This is a genomic window from Mesorhizobium sp. A556 (assembly GCF_054489545.1).
In genome coordinates, this window is the sequence record NZ_JBTMXA010000009.1 from 34,462 (window position 1) to 50,801 (window position 16,340).

General features: G+C 62.7%; 17 protein-coding genes. 8 read left to right on the forward strand and 9 right to left on the reverse strand.

Annotated features, from left to right (window positions below; genetic code table 11):
* Positions 1–5 precede the first annotated feature (5 nt).
* Together ACX3P0_RS17410 and mscL are read right to left on the reverse strand one after the other, a co-directional pair.
* On the reverse strand, positions 6–1,172 hold the full coding sequence (locus tag ACX3P0_RS17410; RefSeq protein WP_459090400.1) for a pyridoxal phosphate-dependent aminotransferase: 1,167 nt from the start codon (positions 1,170–1,172) through the stop codon (positions 6–8).
* Between the two features lie 78 nt (positions 1,173–1,250).
* A complete protein-coding gene (gene mscL, locus ACX3P0_RS17415) occupies positions 1,251–1,673 on the reverse strand; it encodes a large conductance mechanosensitive channel protein MscL (protein ID WP_459080336.1) in 423 nt (140 codons plus the stop codon).
* Between the two features lie 396 nt (positions 1,674–2,069).
* Here mscL and ACX3P0_RS17420 point away from each other — a divergent pair, with 396 nt between their 5' ends.
* The 4 genes from ACX3P0_RS17420 to ACX3P0_RS17435 all read left to right on the forward strand — a co-directional run bounded on the left by ACX3P0_RS17420 (position 2,070) and on the right by ACX3P0_RS17435 (position 5,001).
* Positions 2,070–2,897, forward strand: a complete 828-nt coding sequence (locus tag ACX3P0_RS17420; protein ID WP_459090402.1) for a ferredoxin--NADP reductase — start codon at positions 2,070–2,072, stop codon at positions 2,895–2,897.
* Between the two features lie 81 nt (positions 2,898–2,978).
* Positions 2,979–3,266: a hypothetical protein gene (locus ACX3P0_RS17425; protein WP_459090405.1), complete on the forward strand. Its 288-nt coding sequence runs from the start codon at positions 2,979–2,981 to the stop codon at positions 3,264–3,266.
* Between the two features lie 141 nt (positions 3,267–3,407).
* Positions 3,408–4,142 (forward strand): SDR family oxidoreductase, encoded by a 735-nt coding sequence (locus ACX3P0_RS17430; protein ID WP_459090407.1) that lies wholly within the window; start codon positions 3,408–3,410, stop codon positions 4,140–4,142.
* 13 nt (positions 4,143–4,155) lie between these two features.
* Positions 4,156–5,001 carry a fumarylacetoacetate hydrolase family protein gene (locus ACX3P0_RS17435; RefSeq protein WP_459090409.1) on the forward strand — a complete coding sequence of 282 codons (846 nt, stop codon included), beginning with the start codon at positions 4,156–4,158 and terminating at the stop codon, positions 4,999–5,001.
* 284 nt (positions 5,002–5,285) lie between these two features.
* Here the strand turns inward: ACX3P0_RS17435 and ACX3P0_RS17440 are convergent, their stop codons facing one another.
* The 6 genes from ACX3P0_RS17440 to ACX3P0_RS17465 form a co-directional block, all read right to left on the reverse strand.
* Positions 5,286–6,284 (reverse strand): ABC transporter ATP-binding protein, encoded by a 999-nt coding sequence (locus ACX3P0_RS17440; protein ID WP_459090411.1) that lies wholly within the window; start codon positions 6,282–6,284, stop codon positions 5,286–5,288.
* A 10-nt stretch (positions 6,285–6,294) separates the two neighbouring features.
* A complete protein-coding gene (locus ACX3P0_RS17445) occupies positions 6,295–7,350 on the reverse strand; it encodes a Gfo/Idh/MocA family protein (RefSeq protein WP_459090413.1) in 1,056 nt (351 codons plus the stop codon).
* The gene (locus ACX3P0_RS17450; protein WP_459090415.1) at positions 7,347–8,186 is read right to left on the reverse strand and encodes a carbohydrate ABC transporter permease; all 840 of its coding nucleotides are present in this window, start codon (positions 8,184–8,186) and stop codon (positions 7,347–7,349) included. Before ACX3P0_RS17450 ends, ACX3P0_RS17445 begins: the two co-directional genes overlap by 4 nt.
* Positions 8,187–8,195: 9 nt before the next feature.
* Complete coding sequence (locus ACX3P0_RS17455) at positions 8,196–9,125, reverse strand: carbohydrate ABC transporter permease (RefSeq protein ID WP_459090417.1); 930 nt, start codon at positions 9,123–9,125, stop codon at positions 8,196–8,198.
* 205 nt (positions 9,126–9,330) lie between these two features.
* Positions 9,331–10,590, reverse strand: coding sequence for an ABC transporter substrate-binding protein (locus tag ACX3P0_RS17460; protein WP_459090419.1), 1,260 nt, complete (start codon positions 10,588–10,590; stop codon positions 9,331–9,333).
* A gap of 56 nt (positions 10,591–10,646) precedes the next feature.
* A complete protein-coding gene (locus tag ACX3P0_RS17465) occupies positions 10,647–11,552 on the reverse strand; it encodes an N-acetylmuramic acid 6-phosphate etherase (protein ID WP_459090421.1) in 906 nt (301 codons plus the stop codon).
* 199 nt (positions 11,553–11,751) lie between these two features.
* Here ACX3P0_RS17465 and ACX3P0_RS17470 point away from each other — a divergent pair, with 199 nt between their 5' ends.
* Genes ACX3P0_RS17470 through nagA form a run of 4 tightly spaced genes read left to right on the forward strand, consistent with a single transcriptional unit; the run spans position 11,752 to position 15,596 of the window.
* A complete protein-coding gene (locus ACX3P0_RS17470; RefSeq protein WP_459080325.1) occupies positions 11,752–12,630 on the forward strand; it encodes a glucosamine kinase nucleotide-binding domain-containing protein in 879 nt (292 codons plus the stop codon).
* The gene (locus tag ACX3P0_RS17475; RefSeq protein WP_459080324.1) at positions 12,623–13,408 is read left to right on the forward strand and encodes a GntR family transcriptional regulator; all 786 of its coding nucleotides are present in this window, start codon (positions 12,623–12,625) and stop codon (positions 13,406–13,408) included. Before ACX3P0_RS17470 ends, ACX3P0_RS17475 begins: the two co-directional genes overlap by 8 nt.
* The gene (locus ACX3P0_RS17480) at positions 13,405–14,436 is read left to right on the forward strand and encodes an SIS domain-containing protein (protein WP_459080323.1); all 1,032 of its coding nucleotides are present in this window, start codon (positions 13,405–13,407) and stop codon (positions 14,434–14,436) included. Before ACX3P0_RS17475 ends, ACX3P0_RS17480 begins: the two co-directional genes overlap by 4 nt.
* Positions 14,433–15,596: an N-acetylglucosamine-6-phosphate deacetylase gene (gene nagA, locus ACX3P0_RS17485; RefSeq protein ID WP_459090423.1), complete on the forward strand. Its 1,164-nt coding sequence runs from the start codon at positions 14,433–14,435 to the stop codon at positions 15,594–15,596. Before ACX3P0_RS17480 ends, nagA begins: the two co-directional genes overlap by 4 nt.
* Positions 15,597–15,600: 4 nt before the next feature.
* Here nagA and rpe read toward each other — a convergent pair whose 3' ends face one another.
* Complete coding sequence (gene rpe / locus ACX3P0_RS17490; RefSeq protein ID WP_459080321.1) at positions 15,601–16,272, reverse strand: ribulose-phosphate 3-epimerase; 672 nt, start codon at positions 16,270–16,272, stop codon at positions 15,601–15,603.
* Positions 16,273–16,340 lie beyond the last annotated feature (68 nt).

Here is a 16,340-nt window from a genome sequence, read left to right on the forward strand (position 1 = left end):
GCGGATCACGTCGTCCGCATCCATTTCGCCAGCCGCTCGGCGGCCTCTTCCAACTGGTCGAGGCGTCGATTGAAGCACAGGCGGAAATAGGGCTCGCCGCCTGTGCCGAATGCCGATCCGGGCGCAAGGCCGACATTGGCGCGGTCGACCATGTCGAAGGCCGCGGCCCGCGAGTCAGTAATGCCATCGATCGAGAAGAACAGGTAGAACGCCCCCGGTGGCACCGTGAAACGGGCGCGCCCGGTGTCGGCAAGGATCGCGCAGACCAGATCGCGCGCCATTCTTGCCCGGTCCACCTGCTCGGTGACGAAGGGATCGCCCTTGTCGAGGGCGGCGACCGCGCCGCGCTGCATGAACTGCGCCACGCCCGACGTCGAATACTGGATCAGGTTTTCGAAAACGGATTGAAGCGCCGGGTGTGTTTTGACCCAACCCACGCGCCAGCCGGTCATCGCCCAGTTCTTGGAAAAGCTGTTGACGAAGAGGATGCGGTCTTCCTCGCCTGCGATGTCGAGGAAGGAGGGCGCCCGTCCGCCGTCGTAATAGAAGCGCGAGTAGATTTCGTCGGCGATGATCCAGAGCCCCTTGCGCCGGGCAAGGTCGAGGATCGCCTGCAGTGTCTGCCTGTCGGCGGTCCAGCCTGTCGGATTGGAGGGGGAGTTTACAAAGATCGCCCGGGTGCGCGGCGTAACCGACGCCTCGATCTTTTCGACATCGCAGGACCAGCCATTGTCGGAACAGTCGAGTTTGACCGCAACCGCCCGCGCACCCGCCAACTCAGTGGCGGCAGGAAAATTCGGCCAGGACGGCGACAGATAGACGACCTCGTCATCCTTGCCGGCGATCGCCGCCAGCGCCAGCTGGATCGCGTGCATGCCCGAGCCGGTAACAATGAATTCGTCTTCGCTGAAACCCCTGCCGAAATGCCGCTGATAGTAGCGGGCAAGCGCCTGGCGCAAATCGGGAATGCCTTTTTGCCAGGTGTAGAAGGTTTCGCCGCCCGTCAGGGCTGTTGCTGCCGCGTCGGTGATGAACGCCGGCGTCGGCAGGTCGCCTTCGCCGACCCAAAGCGGGATCAGCCCCTCGCGGCCACGGCCATGGTTTGCCACGGCGACGATGCCGCTTTCGGGGGCAGCGCGCGCTTCCGCGCGCAAAGTTCCGATCAGGTTCATGCGTTCAATCCATCAAGCGGCAAAAGCAGAAACCCCGGCCGCAAGCGACCGGGTTTTTGATCCAGTCAAAAGCAGCGATTACTTTCTGGCAAGCAGATCGCGGATTTCCGTGAGCAGCGCAACGTCGGCGGGCGGCGGTGCTGCCGGGGCGGCAGGCTTTTCGCGCTCGAGACGCCGGCGCATATTGTTGACGCCCTTGACCATCAGGAAAATGATCCATGCGAGGATCAGGAAGTTCAGTACCACGGTCAGGAAGCTGCCATAGGCCAATACCGCGCCTTGCTCCTTCGCCGCGGCCAGCGAAGTTGCAGTAACGGTCGACGAAAGCCCAAAGAAGTAGTTGTTGAAGTCCAGTCCGCCGAAAATCGCGCCGACGATCGGCATGATGATGTCGTTGACCAGTGAATCGACGATCTTGCCGAATGCGGCGCCGATGATGACACCGACCGCCAGGTCCATGACGTTGCCCTTGGAGATGAATTCTTGGAATTCTTTAAGCATGGGCCGTTCCCCTTGGCTGTGCAGTTGTCGTTCAGATCCAGCCGTGGATCGGTCTGGAATCGTCTGACAATAGCAAAAACATCGGTTTAGAACACAGGAATTTTCAAATGAACGGTGGATGGATACGCGCCGATGCGCCCTCCGCCGCCGTCAGGAATTTTCGTGGTGTTGAGGCAGGATCGTACCGTAGGATCGCCGAATTCTCTTTCGTGCCCGAGGATTGAAACAGTTCGACTGTTGGAGCGGCCCAAATTGGAAAGCCGTTTCCGGGCGCGATCTTGACCCAATTATCGGATATGGACTAATTACAAGGGCAGGTTGCCCTGCCAGAACGCGTCCGTTTGTGGCAGTTGAAAGTCAGGCGGCCTTTCGCCGGCACCAATCAGGAAATGGTACATGCAGCATCTTTCGGCGGTCGAAGCGGCTGAGGCTGAAGTCTCGAACTATCCAATCCCGGCCAATGTTCACGCCGAGAAGGTGGTGTCCGTGCGGCACTACACCGACCGGCTGTTCTCGTTCCGCATCACCCGGCCGCAATCGCTGCGCTTCCGTTCCGGCGAGTTTGTCATGATCGGCCTGCCCAATGCCGAGAAGCCGGTTTTTCGGGCCTATTCGATCGCCAGCCCGAATTGGGACGAGGAACTCGAATTCTTTTCGATCAAGGTTCCGGACGGCCCGCTGACCTCCAAGCTGCAGAGGATCAAACCCGGCGACACCGTCATCATGCGCCAGAAATCGACCGGCACCCTGGTGCTGGATGCGCTGACGCCCGCAAAGCGCCTGTTCATGATCTCGACCGGCACCGGCATCGCGCCCTTCGCCAGCGTGCTGCGCGACCCCGAGACCTATGAAAAGTTCGAGCAGGTGGTCCTCACCCATACCTGCCGCGACAATGCCGAATTGACTTATGGGCAGGAACTGGTCGCCGCACTGGAGAACGATCCGCTGATCGGCGAACTCGTCCATGGCCGCGTCACCCTCTACAATTCGACGACGCGCGAGGAATCCTCCCGCGTGGGCCGCATCACCGCGCTGATCGGCTCGGGAAAATTCTACGCCGATCTCGGCATTGAAAAACTCGATCCCGAAACCGACCGCATCATGATCTGCGGCTCGATGCACATGCTCAAGGACGTCAAGGAAATAGCGGAAACTCTCGGCTTTCGCGAAGGCTCGCTGGCCAATCCGGCAAGCTTTGTAGTCGAACGCGCCTTCGTCGGTTGATCCCGCCAACCACATCCGGCCTTTCTGGTGGTTCTGACGGTTAAGCGTCCTATTTCCTCGCGGGGAAGACGGGAGACGGCGGTGCTGGCCAGCGACACCATCTGCCAGGCGATCAGGAACCGGCGGGTCCTGTCCTTTGTCTACAAGGACGGCACCCGCACGGCCGAACCCTATATACTGGGCTACGACGCATCCGGAACGCTCATGCTGTCGGCGGTGCAGATATCCGGTGGCAGCGGCATGGGTTTTCGTACATTCATCGTCGCCCATCTGTCGGTCATCACCGTCACGCAACAGCACTTCATCGGCGTGCACCGCGACTACAACCCGCGTGACCGTCTGTTCACGCATGTGCTGTGCCAATTGTAGGACGGCACTGTCCCGGGTTCGCGCTGGAACATCGGTTGACGCCGCCCAATATGTTCTTTAACCAGAAAAAACAAATATAAGCGCCGCCGTGCCATGAAACCATGCGCCGCGACGCCAGCGCGCGATCCGGGAGGCAGCGGAATGACGGCTCATCTGACAGGCAAGACGGTGGTGATTACGGCGGCGGCGCAGGGCATCGGCCGCGCCAGCGCGCTTGCCTTCGCGGCGGCCGGCGCGAAGGTCCATGCCACCGACATCAACGAGCCGCTGCTTGCCGAATTGGGCAAGACGGCCGGCGTTGCAACGCGAAAACTCGACGTTCTGGACGACGTCGCCGTCAGGTCGGCCTTCTCGGACATCGGCAGGATCGACGTCTTGTTCAACTGCGCCGGCTTCGTTCATTCCGGATCGATCCTCGAGATGAAGGATGCCGACCTCGACTTCGCGCTCGACCTCAATGTGCGCGCCATGGTGCGGACCATTCGGGCGGCGCTGCCCGGCATGCTGGAGCGCGGCGATGGCGCGATCATCAACATGTCGTCGGTGGCAAGCTCGCAGAAAGGCGTGCCCAATCGCTTTGCCTACGGCCTTACCAAGGCGGCCGTCATCGGTTTGACCAAGGCGGTTGCGGCCGATTTCATCGGCAAGGGCATCCGCTGCAACGCCATTTGCCCCGGTACCGTCGAAAGTCCGTCGCTGGAAGGCCGCATGCGCGCCGCCGGCGACTACGAAACGTCCCGCGCCGCCTTCATCGCGCGCCAGCCCATCGGGCGTCTCGGCACGGCGGAAGAGATCGCCGATCTCGCCGTCTATCTCGCCGGCGCGGCCTATACGACAGGGCAGGCCTATAATATTGATGGCGGCTGGTCGCTCTAAAAGGGAAAAAAACATGAAATTGCTACGCTACGGCGATGTGGGTGCCGAAAAGCCCGGCTTGCTCGATACGGATGGGGTGATCCGCGATCTGTCGAAGCACGTGCCCGACATTGGCGGCAAGGCGCTGGATCCGGCATCGCTTGGCGCGCTTGCGAAACTCGATCCGGCATCGCTGCCGGCGGTCTCGGGTAGTCCGCGTATCGGCGCCTGCGTTGCCAGTGTCGGCAAATTCATCTGCATCGGCCTGAATTATTCCGACCATGCCGCCGAAACCGGCGCGGCCGTCCCGTCCGAGCCGGTCGTGTTCATGAAGGCGTCCTCGGCCATCGTCGGCCCGAACGACGCCGTGCTGATCCCGCGCGGTTCGGAAAAGACCGATTGGGAAGTTGAACTTGGCGTCGTCATCGGCAAGACGGCCAAATACGTCTCCGAGGCCGAGGCGCTCGATTACGTAGCTGGCTACTGCGTGTCGCACGACGTTTCCGAGCGCGCCTTCCAGACAGAGCGGCAGGGCCAGTGGACCAAGGGCAAATCCTGCGACACGTTTGGGCCTATCGGACCGTGGCTGGTGACAAAGGACGAGGTGGCCGACCCGCAGAACCTGAAGATGTGGCTGACGGTGAACGGGGAAATCCGGCAGGACGGCTCGTCGAAGACGATGGTGTACAACGTCGCCTTCCTCATTTCCTATCTCAGCCAGTTCATGAGCCTGCATCCGGGCGACGTCATCTCGACCGGCACGCCGCCCGGCGTCGGCATGGGCATGAAGCCGCCGTGCTATTTGAAGGCCGGAGATATCGTGGAATTGGGTATCGAGGGGCTGGGCACGCAAAAGCAGACGTTCAAGGCGGACGTTTGAGCTGACGGCCAAGCTGCCCGCTTGGGCTGACGGCCCAAGCTGACATTCAAGTCTGGCGTGTAGAACCACCACCGCCGTCATCCCGGAAGCCTGCGTCGGAGCGTAGCGACGGCGCGGTTGTCCGGGATCCACGCCGTTACGGCAACAATTTGCATTGCGCGTCGACGCGCCCCATCCGGCCAAGTCACGGCATGGGTCCCGGGTCTCACGGAGCTTCGCTCCGATCGCCGGGGATGACGCCTGCATCGCCCGCCTTATCCTCCCGGATGGCAGTCAAATGCCTTTTACTTCACCGCCATGCCGTCCACCCCGAATCTGTATGTCCGGTCAGGGTCTGGCGTCGCGTAAAGCGTCGCCCCTGGCTCGGCGTCATAAACGCCAAACAACCGCACCGTGATCAGCCCCGTCTTCTCGCAATCGAGATAGAGGTTGGTGTCGGCGCCGAGATGCTCGGCATGGACGACCGTGCCTTTCCACGCGCCGCTGTCTGGGCTGACGATGATGTGTTCCGGCCGGACCCCCACCGTCTTGACGCTTTCACCCAGGCGTTCGCCGTCGATGAAATTCATCTTCGGCGAGCCGATGAAGCCGGCGACGAATTCGTTTGCCGGTGAATTGTAAAGCTCCATCGGCTTGCCGATCTGCTCGATTCGGCCGGCATTGAGCACGACGATCTTGTCGGCCAGCGTCATCGCCTCGACCTGGTCGTGGGTAACGTAAATCATCGTCGCCTTCAGGCGGCGATGCAGTTGCGCGATTTCCAGCCTTGTGTTGACGCGCAGCGCGGCATCGAGGTTCGACAACGGCTCGTCGAACAGGAACAGTTTCGGTTCGCGCACGACGGCGCGGCCGATGGCGACGCGCTGGCGCTGGCCGCCGGAAAGTTCGGCCGGACGGCGTCCGAGATAGGGCTCGAGCGATAGCATGGTGGAAGCCGCACCGATGCGCTTGTCGATCTCGGCGGCCGGCGTGCCGGCCTGCTTGAGGCCGAGACCCATATTGTTCTTTACCGTCAGATGCGGATAGAGCGCGTAGGTCTGGAACACCATGGCGATGCCGCGCTTGGCCGGCGGCGTCGAACTGACATCGTCGCCGTCGATGACGACGCGGCCCGAACTCGAATCCTCCAACCCCGCGATGACGCGCAGCAGCGTTGATTTTCCGCAGCCGGACGGGCCGACGAAGACGACGAACTCGCCGTCCGTCACCTCGAGGTTGATGCCCTTCAGCACCTCGATCGGGCCGAACGCCTTTTTCACATTCTCGATGATCAGTGAGCCCACGGCCTGTTCCTTACAGTTTGACGGCGTTGCCGGTGCGCACGCTTTCATCCGCGGCAAGGCAGACGGCGAGCGAACGCACAGCGTCGTCCATATGGCGCGAAAGATCGATGTCTTCGCGGATCGCCTTGAGCAGGAATGCCTGTTCGAGGTCGCACAATTCCTGATGGCCGGGCTCGCCCTGCATGGAAAGCAGCTCGTCCGGCTTGGTGAATTTTCCGTCCGCCCCGGTCGCGGCACTATGCAGACGGATGGTCGAGGTTTTCGTGTGGGTGTCGATGTCGTCGGATTTCGCGCCCTCCGCCATGACGATGGAGACGCAGCCATTGGGCGAGATCACATCCTTCACGAAGAACGCCGTTTCGGAAATCATCGGCCCCCAGCCGGCCTCGTACCAGCCGACCGAGCCGTCGTCGAACAGCACCTGTAAATGGCCGTAATTATACATGCCGTCAGCGATTTCATCGGTCAGCCGCAGCCCCATGCCGCGAACCTCGACAGGCCTGGCATCGGTGATCTGCAGCATCACATCGAGATAATGCACGCCGCAATCGACGATGGGCGAGGTGGTCTGCATCAACTGCTTGTGCGTTTCCCAGGTCGCGCCCGAGGACTGCTGGTTGAGGTTCATGCGGAACACGTAAGGACCGCCGAGTTTGCGCGCTTCCGCGATCAGCCGCATCCACGACGGATGGTGGCGCAGGATATAGCCGATCACCAGCTTCTTGCCGTTGGCCTTGGCCGCATCGACCACGCGCTGCGCGTCGGCCACGGTGGTCGCCAGCGGCTTTTCCACGAAGACGTGGCAACCCGCTTCCAGCGCCCGCACGGCATAGTCGGCGTGACTGTCGGAATAGGTGGCGATGCAGGCGACGTCCGGTTTTTCATCGCGCAGCGCGTCATCGAAGGAGCGGCGGATTTCGTAGCCTGACAGTTCGGCCGGCAAGGGCACGTCGGAACGGTTGACCAGTGCGGCAATGCGGAAACCGGGATTGGCTTCATAGGCGAGCGCGTGGCTGCGGCCCATATTGCCCAGGCCGGCAACGACCACGCTGATGGGTTCGCTCACTTGACTGCTCCTGCTGTAATGCCGCGGATCAACTGCCGCGAGAAGATGAAATAGAGGATCATGACCGGCAGGATGGCGAGCGAAAGTGCGGCCAGCACGGCGTTCCAGTTGGTGACGAACTGGCCGAGGAACAGTTGCGCCCCGAGCGTCACCGTCTTGGTGCTTTCGGACGGCGCCAGGATCAGCGGAAACCACAGATCGTTCCAGATCGGGATCATGGTGAAGACGGCAACGGTAGCCATGGAAGGCCGGACCAGCGGCAGCACCAGCCGGAAGAAGATCCTGTATTCGGACAGGCCGTCTATCCGGCCGGCGTTCTTGAGGTCGTCGGAAACCAGTTTCATGAATTCCGACAGGATGAACACGGCCAATGGCAGGCCTTGCGCGGTATAGACGAGGATCAGCGCCGTCAGCGTGTTGACCAGCCCGCTCGCCACCATCAATTGCAGGATGGCGACGGTGGCGAGCCGGATCGGGATCATGATGCCGAGCGCCAGATAGAGGCCCATCAGCGTGTTGCCGCGAAAGCGGTACTCGGACAGCGCGAAGGCTGCCATGGCGCCGAACAGCAGGACGAAGAACAGCGAGACAACAGTGACCACCAGGCTGTTCCAGAAATAGAGCGGGAAGTTGCCCTGCGACAGCACGGTCGCATAGCCGATGAGATCGAACGTCTCCGGACCGGGCAGCGCCAGCGGCGTCTTGAAGATCGCCGCGCGCGACTTGAATGAGTTGACGACGATGACCAGCACCGGAAACAGCGCGATGACCGTATAGGCGATCAGCACCGCATGGGCAGCGGCGGTGCGCGGCAGGGACTTTGTTGCGCGGCTCATCTTCGCCCCTCAGAACTGATACCGACGCAGGCGCGTCTGGATGCCGAACAGATAGGTCGCGACGCCGATCAGGATGATGAGGAACATCATCGTCGCGATGGTCGCGCCCATGTTCGGATCGCCGATTTGCAACTGGAAGCCGAAGAAGGCGCGGTAGAGGAAAGTGCCCAGGATGTCGGTCGAATAGTTCGGGCCGGCAAGCGCGCCCTGCGCCGAGTAGATCAGGTCGAAGGCGTTGAAATTGCCGACGAAAGTCAGGATCGAAATAATGCCGATGGAGGGCAGGATGAGGGGCAACTTGATCTTCCAGAACTGCGCCATGCCGGTGACGCCGTCGCATTCGGCGGCCTCGATCACCTCCTCGGGGATGGTAAGCAGCGCTGCGTAGATCAGCATCATCGGGATGCCGACGAACTGCCACACCGAGATCAGCGCCAGCGTCGTCAGCGCATAGGCCTCCTTGCCGAGCCACGGCGCGAACAGGCTCTTCATGCCGATCAGATCGAGCAGGTTGGGCGCAACGCCCCACAGCGGCGACAGGATCAGCTTCCAGGCGAAGCCGACAATGACGAAGGACAGGATGGTCGGCACGAAGATCGCGGTGCGGTAGAAGGCTGAAAAGCGCAATCTCGGGCTGGCCAGAAGGGCGGCCAGCACCACCCCGATCGGATTTTGCACCAGCATGTGGACGATGAAGAACCAGGTGTTGTTTCTCAGCGCGTTCCAGAACCCGGTCGACCAGCGCGGGTCGCCGAACAGCGTTCGGAAATTGTCGAAGCCGACAAATACCTGCGATTGCTCGACATTGCGAAACAGAGAGAATTGCAGCGTGCCGGCCAGCGGCAGGATCATGATGGCGGTGTAGATCAAAACCGCTGGCGCCAGGAACACGGCGATGTGCCAGCGGAACGGCCTTTTCGGTTTTGTCGCTGCGGCCATCGGTCGGTCCCATCCGGTCAATTCAGGCTTCTTGCGCGCCGGAGCCATCGGCTTGTACCCCTCCCATTGTGGGGCGGCGGCGAGCAAACGAAATAGAGTGTAGCTTGCAAAACGGGGTGGAGGTCAATGCCGAGAAGTCCTCGACCCCCACCCCGTTCGCTTCAGTTGCGACCCTCCCCGCGAGGGGGAGGCAACACGCTGACGGCTACTTGGCCGGCTTGTACCAGCTGTCGAGACCGTCCTGCAGTTTCTTGGCCGCGGCTTCCGGCGTCTCCGTGCCGTTGATCACGTTGGCGGCGGCTACCCAGGTTTCGTTTTCGAGGTTGGGCGTACCGCGCGACAGGATCTGGTAGGTCGAGCGCATGGTCGGCTCGCAGCTCTGGCGCCAGCTCAGGAATTCCTTGGCCAGCGGGTCCTTCAGTTCCACCGTCTCGCTGGTTAGCGGGAAGAAGCCCGGCAGCGCGTTGCCGTAGATCTCGGCGAATTCCTTGGAAGCCACCCAGGCCAGGAATTTCTTGGCTTCTTCAGGATGTGCCGACTTGGCGTTGATGCCGATCGCGTGGTCCGGCTGGTCGGAGAGGTAGCACTTGTCGCCTTCCTTGGGCAGCGGCGGCGGGAAAGCGCCCATCTTGAACTGCGCCTGCGTGTTGAAGACGGAGATTTCCCACGAGCCGGACGGGTAGATGGCGGCGCGGCCGAGCGTGAACAGGTTCTGGCTGTCCGGATAGGCCTGCGCCTGGAAACCGTCGCCCATGAACGGACCCCACTTGGCCAGTTCCGTGAACGGCGCGACCCAGTCGGCGTCGGTCAGCTTCTGGGTGCCGGCGATCAGTGCCTTGCGGCCTTCCTCACCGTGCCAGTAGTTGGGACCGATATTCTGGTAGGCCATGGTGGCGGCTTCCCACTGGTCTTTGGTGCCCATGGCGAGCGGGATGAAGGTGCCGTCGTCCTTGATCTTCTGCAGGGTGGCGAAGAACTCGTCGCTGGTCTTCGGCGGCGTGATCTTGAGCTGGTCGAAGGCATCCTGGTTGTAGATGAAGCCATGGATGACCGAGGCCATCGGCACGCAGAACGTGGTCTTGGCGTCGTCCGTCTGCCATGCCGCCTTGGCGACATCGGAGAAATTCTTCATGCCGTCGATGTCGTCGACCGGGCTGAGATAGCCCTTGTTGAAGAGATCGAGCGAAGCGTCGAACGGGCGGCAGGTGATGAGGTCGCCGGCCGAACCGGCGGCCAGCTTGGCGTTGAGCGCGGCGTTGTATTCGGTGGGGGCTGCGGCGGCGAACACCACCTTGATGCCCGGATTGGCCTTTTCGAAAGCCGGGATGATCTGGCTCTGCCAGATCTGGGTGTCGTCGTTGCGCCAGCTTTCGATGGTCAGCGTCACGTCCTCGGCGTAAGCCGTGCCGGCCGAACCCAGAATGCTGGAACCCAGCAAAACTGCCGTCAGTAGTTTCGGTGTCATGTTCATTCTCCCTGTTGACCTTTGTCAGGTTCGGTTTTGATGAGGATCGCGGCTTGCTACCGTCTGCTCCCCTCGACAACGGAAAGGGCAGGCCGCAATCTGTGGCCAGTTCCTTCCAGTATTTTCTCGGCCGCCTCGGCGTCGGGCGCGCCCGACGCCAGCAGCACGGCAATCTTGACCGCGCCGCCGCTGGTGTCGAGCAGGCGGCGGGCTTCATCGCCGTCACGTCCGGTAATGGCCGAAACGATGCGTGCGGCGCGCTCGCGCAATTTGATGTTGTCGGCGAGGAGGTTGACCATATGGCCGTCATGGACATGGCCGAGATGAATGGCGGCGAGCGTCGACAGCATGTTGAGCGCTATTTTTTGCGCGGTGCCGGCACCCATTCGGGTCGAGCCCGCGATCACTTCCGGCGGCGTCTCCAGCAGGATGGCGACATAGGCTAGCTCCAGCAGTGGCGTGCCGGCATTATTGGCGATGGCGATGGTCGCCGTACCCCGGCGCTTGGCTTCTTCCAGCGCCCGCACCGTATAGGGTGTGGTCCCGCTGGCGGAGATGGTGATCAGGCAGTCGTTTGCCCCCAAAGCCGCCTCGGCGACGGCCCGCGCCGCTTCGTCGACATCGTCCTCGGGTCCGCCCGCAAGCGTCTTGAACGCCTGGTCGCCGCCAGCGATCAGGATGGCGATGCGGTCGCGCGCTATGCCGAACGTACCCGGCAATTCAAGCGCATCGGCCAGCGCCATCAGGCCGGAACTGCCAGCGGCGGCGTAGGCGACCCTGCCACCACGCCGGAGTTTTTCGGCGACGATTTCGGCAGCGGAAGCGATGGCTGGAATGGCGTTGCGAACGCTCGCAGCCGCCTCGATCTGGCCGTTGGCCAAGGCGGATAAAATAGCGTCGGGGGTCTCGGTGTCCAGTCCTGTCGCATTCTGGTGCGGCGCTTCGGTGCGCGGTTCAGCCATCCTGGTTTCTCCTCCTCCAAAACGATACCAAAAAAATACCACTTGTCCACACGCATTAACGAATTGACGTGCAGAAAATGTCGAAAACTAAAAATACATAATGTTATCAATAAAATACGTATTAACTTTATTTGCAGCAGAAATTAAGCCTTGGATATTGGTACTTTATTGGTATCATCAAACGAGAGGAGAAATCGCTTTGAATTTCGTGCTTGGCATCGACGGTGGTGGCACCAGCTGCAGGGCGGCCCTTGCAACCGCGGACGGCGTCGTGGTCGGTCGTGCCAAGGGCGGAGCGGCCAATATCCGTACCGATCTGACCGGCGCGCGCGCCAACATCGCCGAATCCGCCCGACTAGCCTTTATCGACGCCGGCCACGACCCCGCTCTTGTGTCGAAGACGCCCGCTGTCCTGGGCCTCGCCGGCGCCAATGTCGGCACCTACCGGCAGCAACTGGAAGCGATCCTGCCGTTCAGCCAGAGCCGCGTCGAGACCGATGCGGAGATCGCATTGGAAGGCGCGGTCGGCCCGCATGACGGCGCCATGGCGATCCTGGGGACCGGCTCCGCCTATATGGTAAGACGGGGCGGCAGCATGCGCGCCATCGGTGGCTGGGGCTTCCAGATAGGCGATCAGGGTGGCGGCGGCCGCATCGGTCGCGATCTGCTTGAACAGACGTTGCTGGCCCATGACGGCATCCGCCAGGGTTCGCCGCTGACGGACGAGATCCTCGGCGTGTTCCGCAACCATCCAGAAGACGTGGTGGAATTTACTACCAACGCCAAGCCCGGCGATTTCGGCGGCTTCGCGCCAAAGGTGTTCGAACACGCCGGCAAGGGCGATGCCGTCGCCACGTGGATCGTGGACCGGGCTGTCGCCGACGTCGAGGCAGCGCTGGCAGCGCTCGACCTTGCCGCCGATGCGCCGCTCTGCCTGCTCGGCGGGTTGGCACCCCTTTATGCGCCGCGCCTGTCGGCGCGCTATCGTTGCCTGCTTCGCGAACCGCTCGGCGATGCGCTTTCAGGTGCTGTGCAAATGGCGGTTCGCGCTTTCGCAGGCGAGGCGACCAATGGTTGAGGCCACCGACCAGATATTCGCTTCGCTCCGGCAATCCACCCGGCGCGGCGCACCGCTTTACCTGCAGTTGAAGAAAAACATCGAGGACGCCGTCAACCGTGGCATTATCGGCCCCGGCGATGCGCTGCCTTCCGAGCGCGACATTGCCGTCAAGGCTGACATTTCGCGCGTTACCGTGCGCAAGGCGGTGCAGGATCTGGTCAAGGGCGGCATATTGGTGCAGCGCCATGGCTCCGGCACGTTCGTCGCGCCGCGCATGGAGCGGGTCGAGCAATCGCTGTCGCGGCTGACGTCTTTTACCGAGGACATGGCGCGGCGCGGCATGAATGTACGCTCGCAATGGCTTGACCGGGGGCTTTACACCCCATCGCCCGAGGAGATGATGGTGCTCGGCCTGTCGTCCAGCGAGCGTGTGGCGCGTGTGGCGCGCCTGCGCATCGCCAATGAAACGCCGCTGGCCATTGAGCGCGCCGCCCTGTCGGCCAGCGTTCTGCCCGATCCGGCCGCCGTCGATTCATCGCTCTATACGGCACTTCAGGCAACCGGGAGCCGGCCGGTCAGGGCGGTTCAGCGCATATCCGCGGCGAACCTTGCCGAAGCGGACGCGTGCCTGCTGGAAGTGGCGCCCGGCTCGGCCGGCCTGCACATAGAGCGAATCTCGTACCTCGCCAGCGGCAAGGTCATCGAATTCACCCGCTCGATCTATCGCGGCGACGCCTATGATTTCGTTGCCGAACTGAGACTGACCGGGCCAAGCGACATCGGAGACGGACAATGACGGCGACAATCACGCATATGCGACGCGAGATCGAGGAAATACCCGAGGCGGTGGCCCGGCTTCTCGACCGCTCGGGGTCGGCGCTGAGCGAAGCCGGACGCGGCATAAGCCAGCGCAACCCGCATTTCGTGGTGACGGTGGCGCGCGGTTCTTCCGACCATGCGGCGACCTTCATGAAATATGCGGTCGAACTGACCGCCGGGCTTGCCGTTGCGTCGGTGGGGCCATCCATCGCCTCCATCTACGGCACCAAACTGAAGCTCGCCGGAGCGGCCTGCCTTGCCATCTCGCAGTCGGGCAAGAGCCCGGATATCGTTGCGCTGACGCAAACCGCCAGGGCCGGCGGCGCGCTGACGGTCGCGCTGACCAACACGGCAGACTCGCCGCTCGCCCGCGCATCCGACTACTCTATCGACATACTGGCCGGGCCGGAGCGCAGCGTCGCGGCGACGAAAACCTTCGTCAATTCGGCTGTCGCGGGCCTCGCCCTGATGGCGCATTGTACCAACGACACCGCGCTTTTGGAAGCGCTGGCGCGCCTGCCGGAGCATTGCCGCAAAGCCATCGATTGTGACTGGATGCCGTTCGCCAGTTCGCTAGTGCAGGGCCAGTCGTTGTTCGTGCTGGGGCGCGGCCCGTCCTTCGCCATCGCCAGCGAAGGCGCGCTGAAGTTCAAGGAGGTCTGCGGCGTTCACGCCGAGGCCTATAGCGCGGCCGAAGTCATGCACGGGCCGCTGGCGCTGGTCGGGCCGGGTTTCCCGGTGCTGGCGCTGGCCGCGCGCGATGCAGCGGAGGCCTCCATCGTCGACGCCGGCGATCGGCTGGTCGCCAAGGGCGCATCGGTCTTCGTGACCAGCGATGCCGCCGGAAATGCGCACAAACTGCCATTCGTGGCGACCGGCCATCCCCTTACCGATCCGCTGGCGCTGATCGTTTCGTTCTATGCGTTCGTCGAGGCCTTCGCCCGTCATCGGGGCCTCGACCCGGATGCGCCGCGTAACCTCAACAAGGTGACGGAAACCCTATGAGTAATCGTGTTGCCCTGATCGGCGCGCGCGTCTTCGACGGCGATGCCTGGCATGACGATGCGGCGCTGATCGTTCGCGGCGGCGAGATCGAGGGCATCGTGGCAGTAGATGCCGTGCCCGCCGACCTGGAAACGGTCGAGACGAGCGGCATGCTCGCCCCCGGTTTTGTCGACCTTCAGGTCAATGGCGGCGGCGGCGTCATGCTGAACGACCACCCCGACATTGCCTCCATCGAGCGCATTTGTCGGGCGCATGCGCCGTTTGGCACCACGGCACTTTTGCCGACGCTGATTACCGACACGCCTGAAATCACGGCCGCCGCCCTTTCGGCAGGCGCTGAAGCCGCGCAAAAGAAGGTGCCGGGTTTCCTAGGCTTGCACATAGAAGGGCCGCATCTGTCGCTGGCACGCAAGGGCGCGCACGACCCAAGGCTGATCCGGCCGATGACGGATGCCGACCAGGCGGCGCTGATCGCCGGGCGCGCGCAAATGCCGGTGCTTTTGACCACCATCGCGCCGGAATCGGCCGATACGCAGCGTGTCGCGGCATTGGCGCAGGCCGGCATTATTGTCAGCTTTGGCCATTCCGATGTCGGCTATGCGACGGCCGGCGCTTTTGCGGCAGCCGGCGCCTCGATGGTGACGCATCTGTTCAATGCGATGAGCCAGATCGGCAACCGCGAGCCGGGGCTGGCGGGAGCGGCCATCGACAATGGCAGGCTGTTTGCCGGGGTGATCGCAGACGGCTTCCATGTCGACGCGGCCACCATCGGCATCGCCCTGCGGGCCAAGCGGGGGCCGGCGCACATTTTCCTCGTCACCGACGCGATGGCGACAATCGGCACCGACATGGCGTCGTTCACGCTGAACGGGCGCACCATCTACCGCAAGGATGGCAAGCTGACGCTGGCCGACGGCACGCTGGCCGGTGCCGACCTCGACATGATCTCGGCCGTTCGTTTCATGCACCGGGTTATCGGTCTCGACCTTGCAGAAGCGCTGCGCATGGCATCGGCCTATCCCGCCGAGGCGGTCGGCCAGTCGCACCGGCTCGGACGGTTCACCAAGGGGGCCGCGGCAAATATCGTCGCGCTGTCCGACGAACTTGACGTCAATGCCGTGTGGATTGACGGCAAGCAGGTGTTTGCCGCCGAAAGCTGATGGCTTACCGCGCGTCGGCTGCGGAGCGAATGGCCGCGATGTTGCTTCTGTAGGCTTCGACGCTGTCGCCCTTGAAAATCGCAGCACCCGCCACGAGGACGTTCGCGCCTGCTGCCGTAACCAGCGGCGCGGTCTCCGGCGAGACGCCGCCGTCGATCTCGATATGGATCGGCCTGTCGCCGATCATCGCCTTCACGCGAGCCACCTTTTCGACGAGGGCCGGGATGAAGGCCTGGCCGCCGAAGCCCGGATTGACGGTCATGATCAGGATGAGGTCGAGCCGATCCAGCACATATTCGATCGCGCTTTCCGGCGTCGCCGGATTGATCGCCACGCCCGCCTTCTTGCCCAAATTGCGGATCGTCTGCAACGAACGGTCGAGATGCGGCCCGGCCTCGGCATGGACAGTGATGCCGTCGCAACCGGCATCGGCGAAGGCCGCCAGATAGGGGTCCGCGGGAGCGATCATCAGATGGCAGTCGAAAAACGCCTTGGTGCGGGCGCGGATCGATTTGATGACGGCCGGCCCGAAGGTGATGTTGGGCACGAAATGCCCGTCCATCACGTCGAGATGGATCCAGTCCGCGCCGGCCAGCGATACCGCTTCGACCTCGTCGCCGAGTTTCGAAAAGTCGGATGCCAGAACCGACGGCGCGATCAGGGTCTTGCCGGTCATCTTTGTCTCTCGCTGCTCGAGTCCAATGTCGTTGGTGGCCCTAAATGCCCAAGGCGCGTTTGTCGACA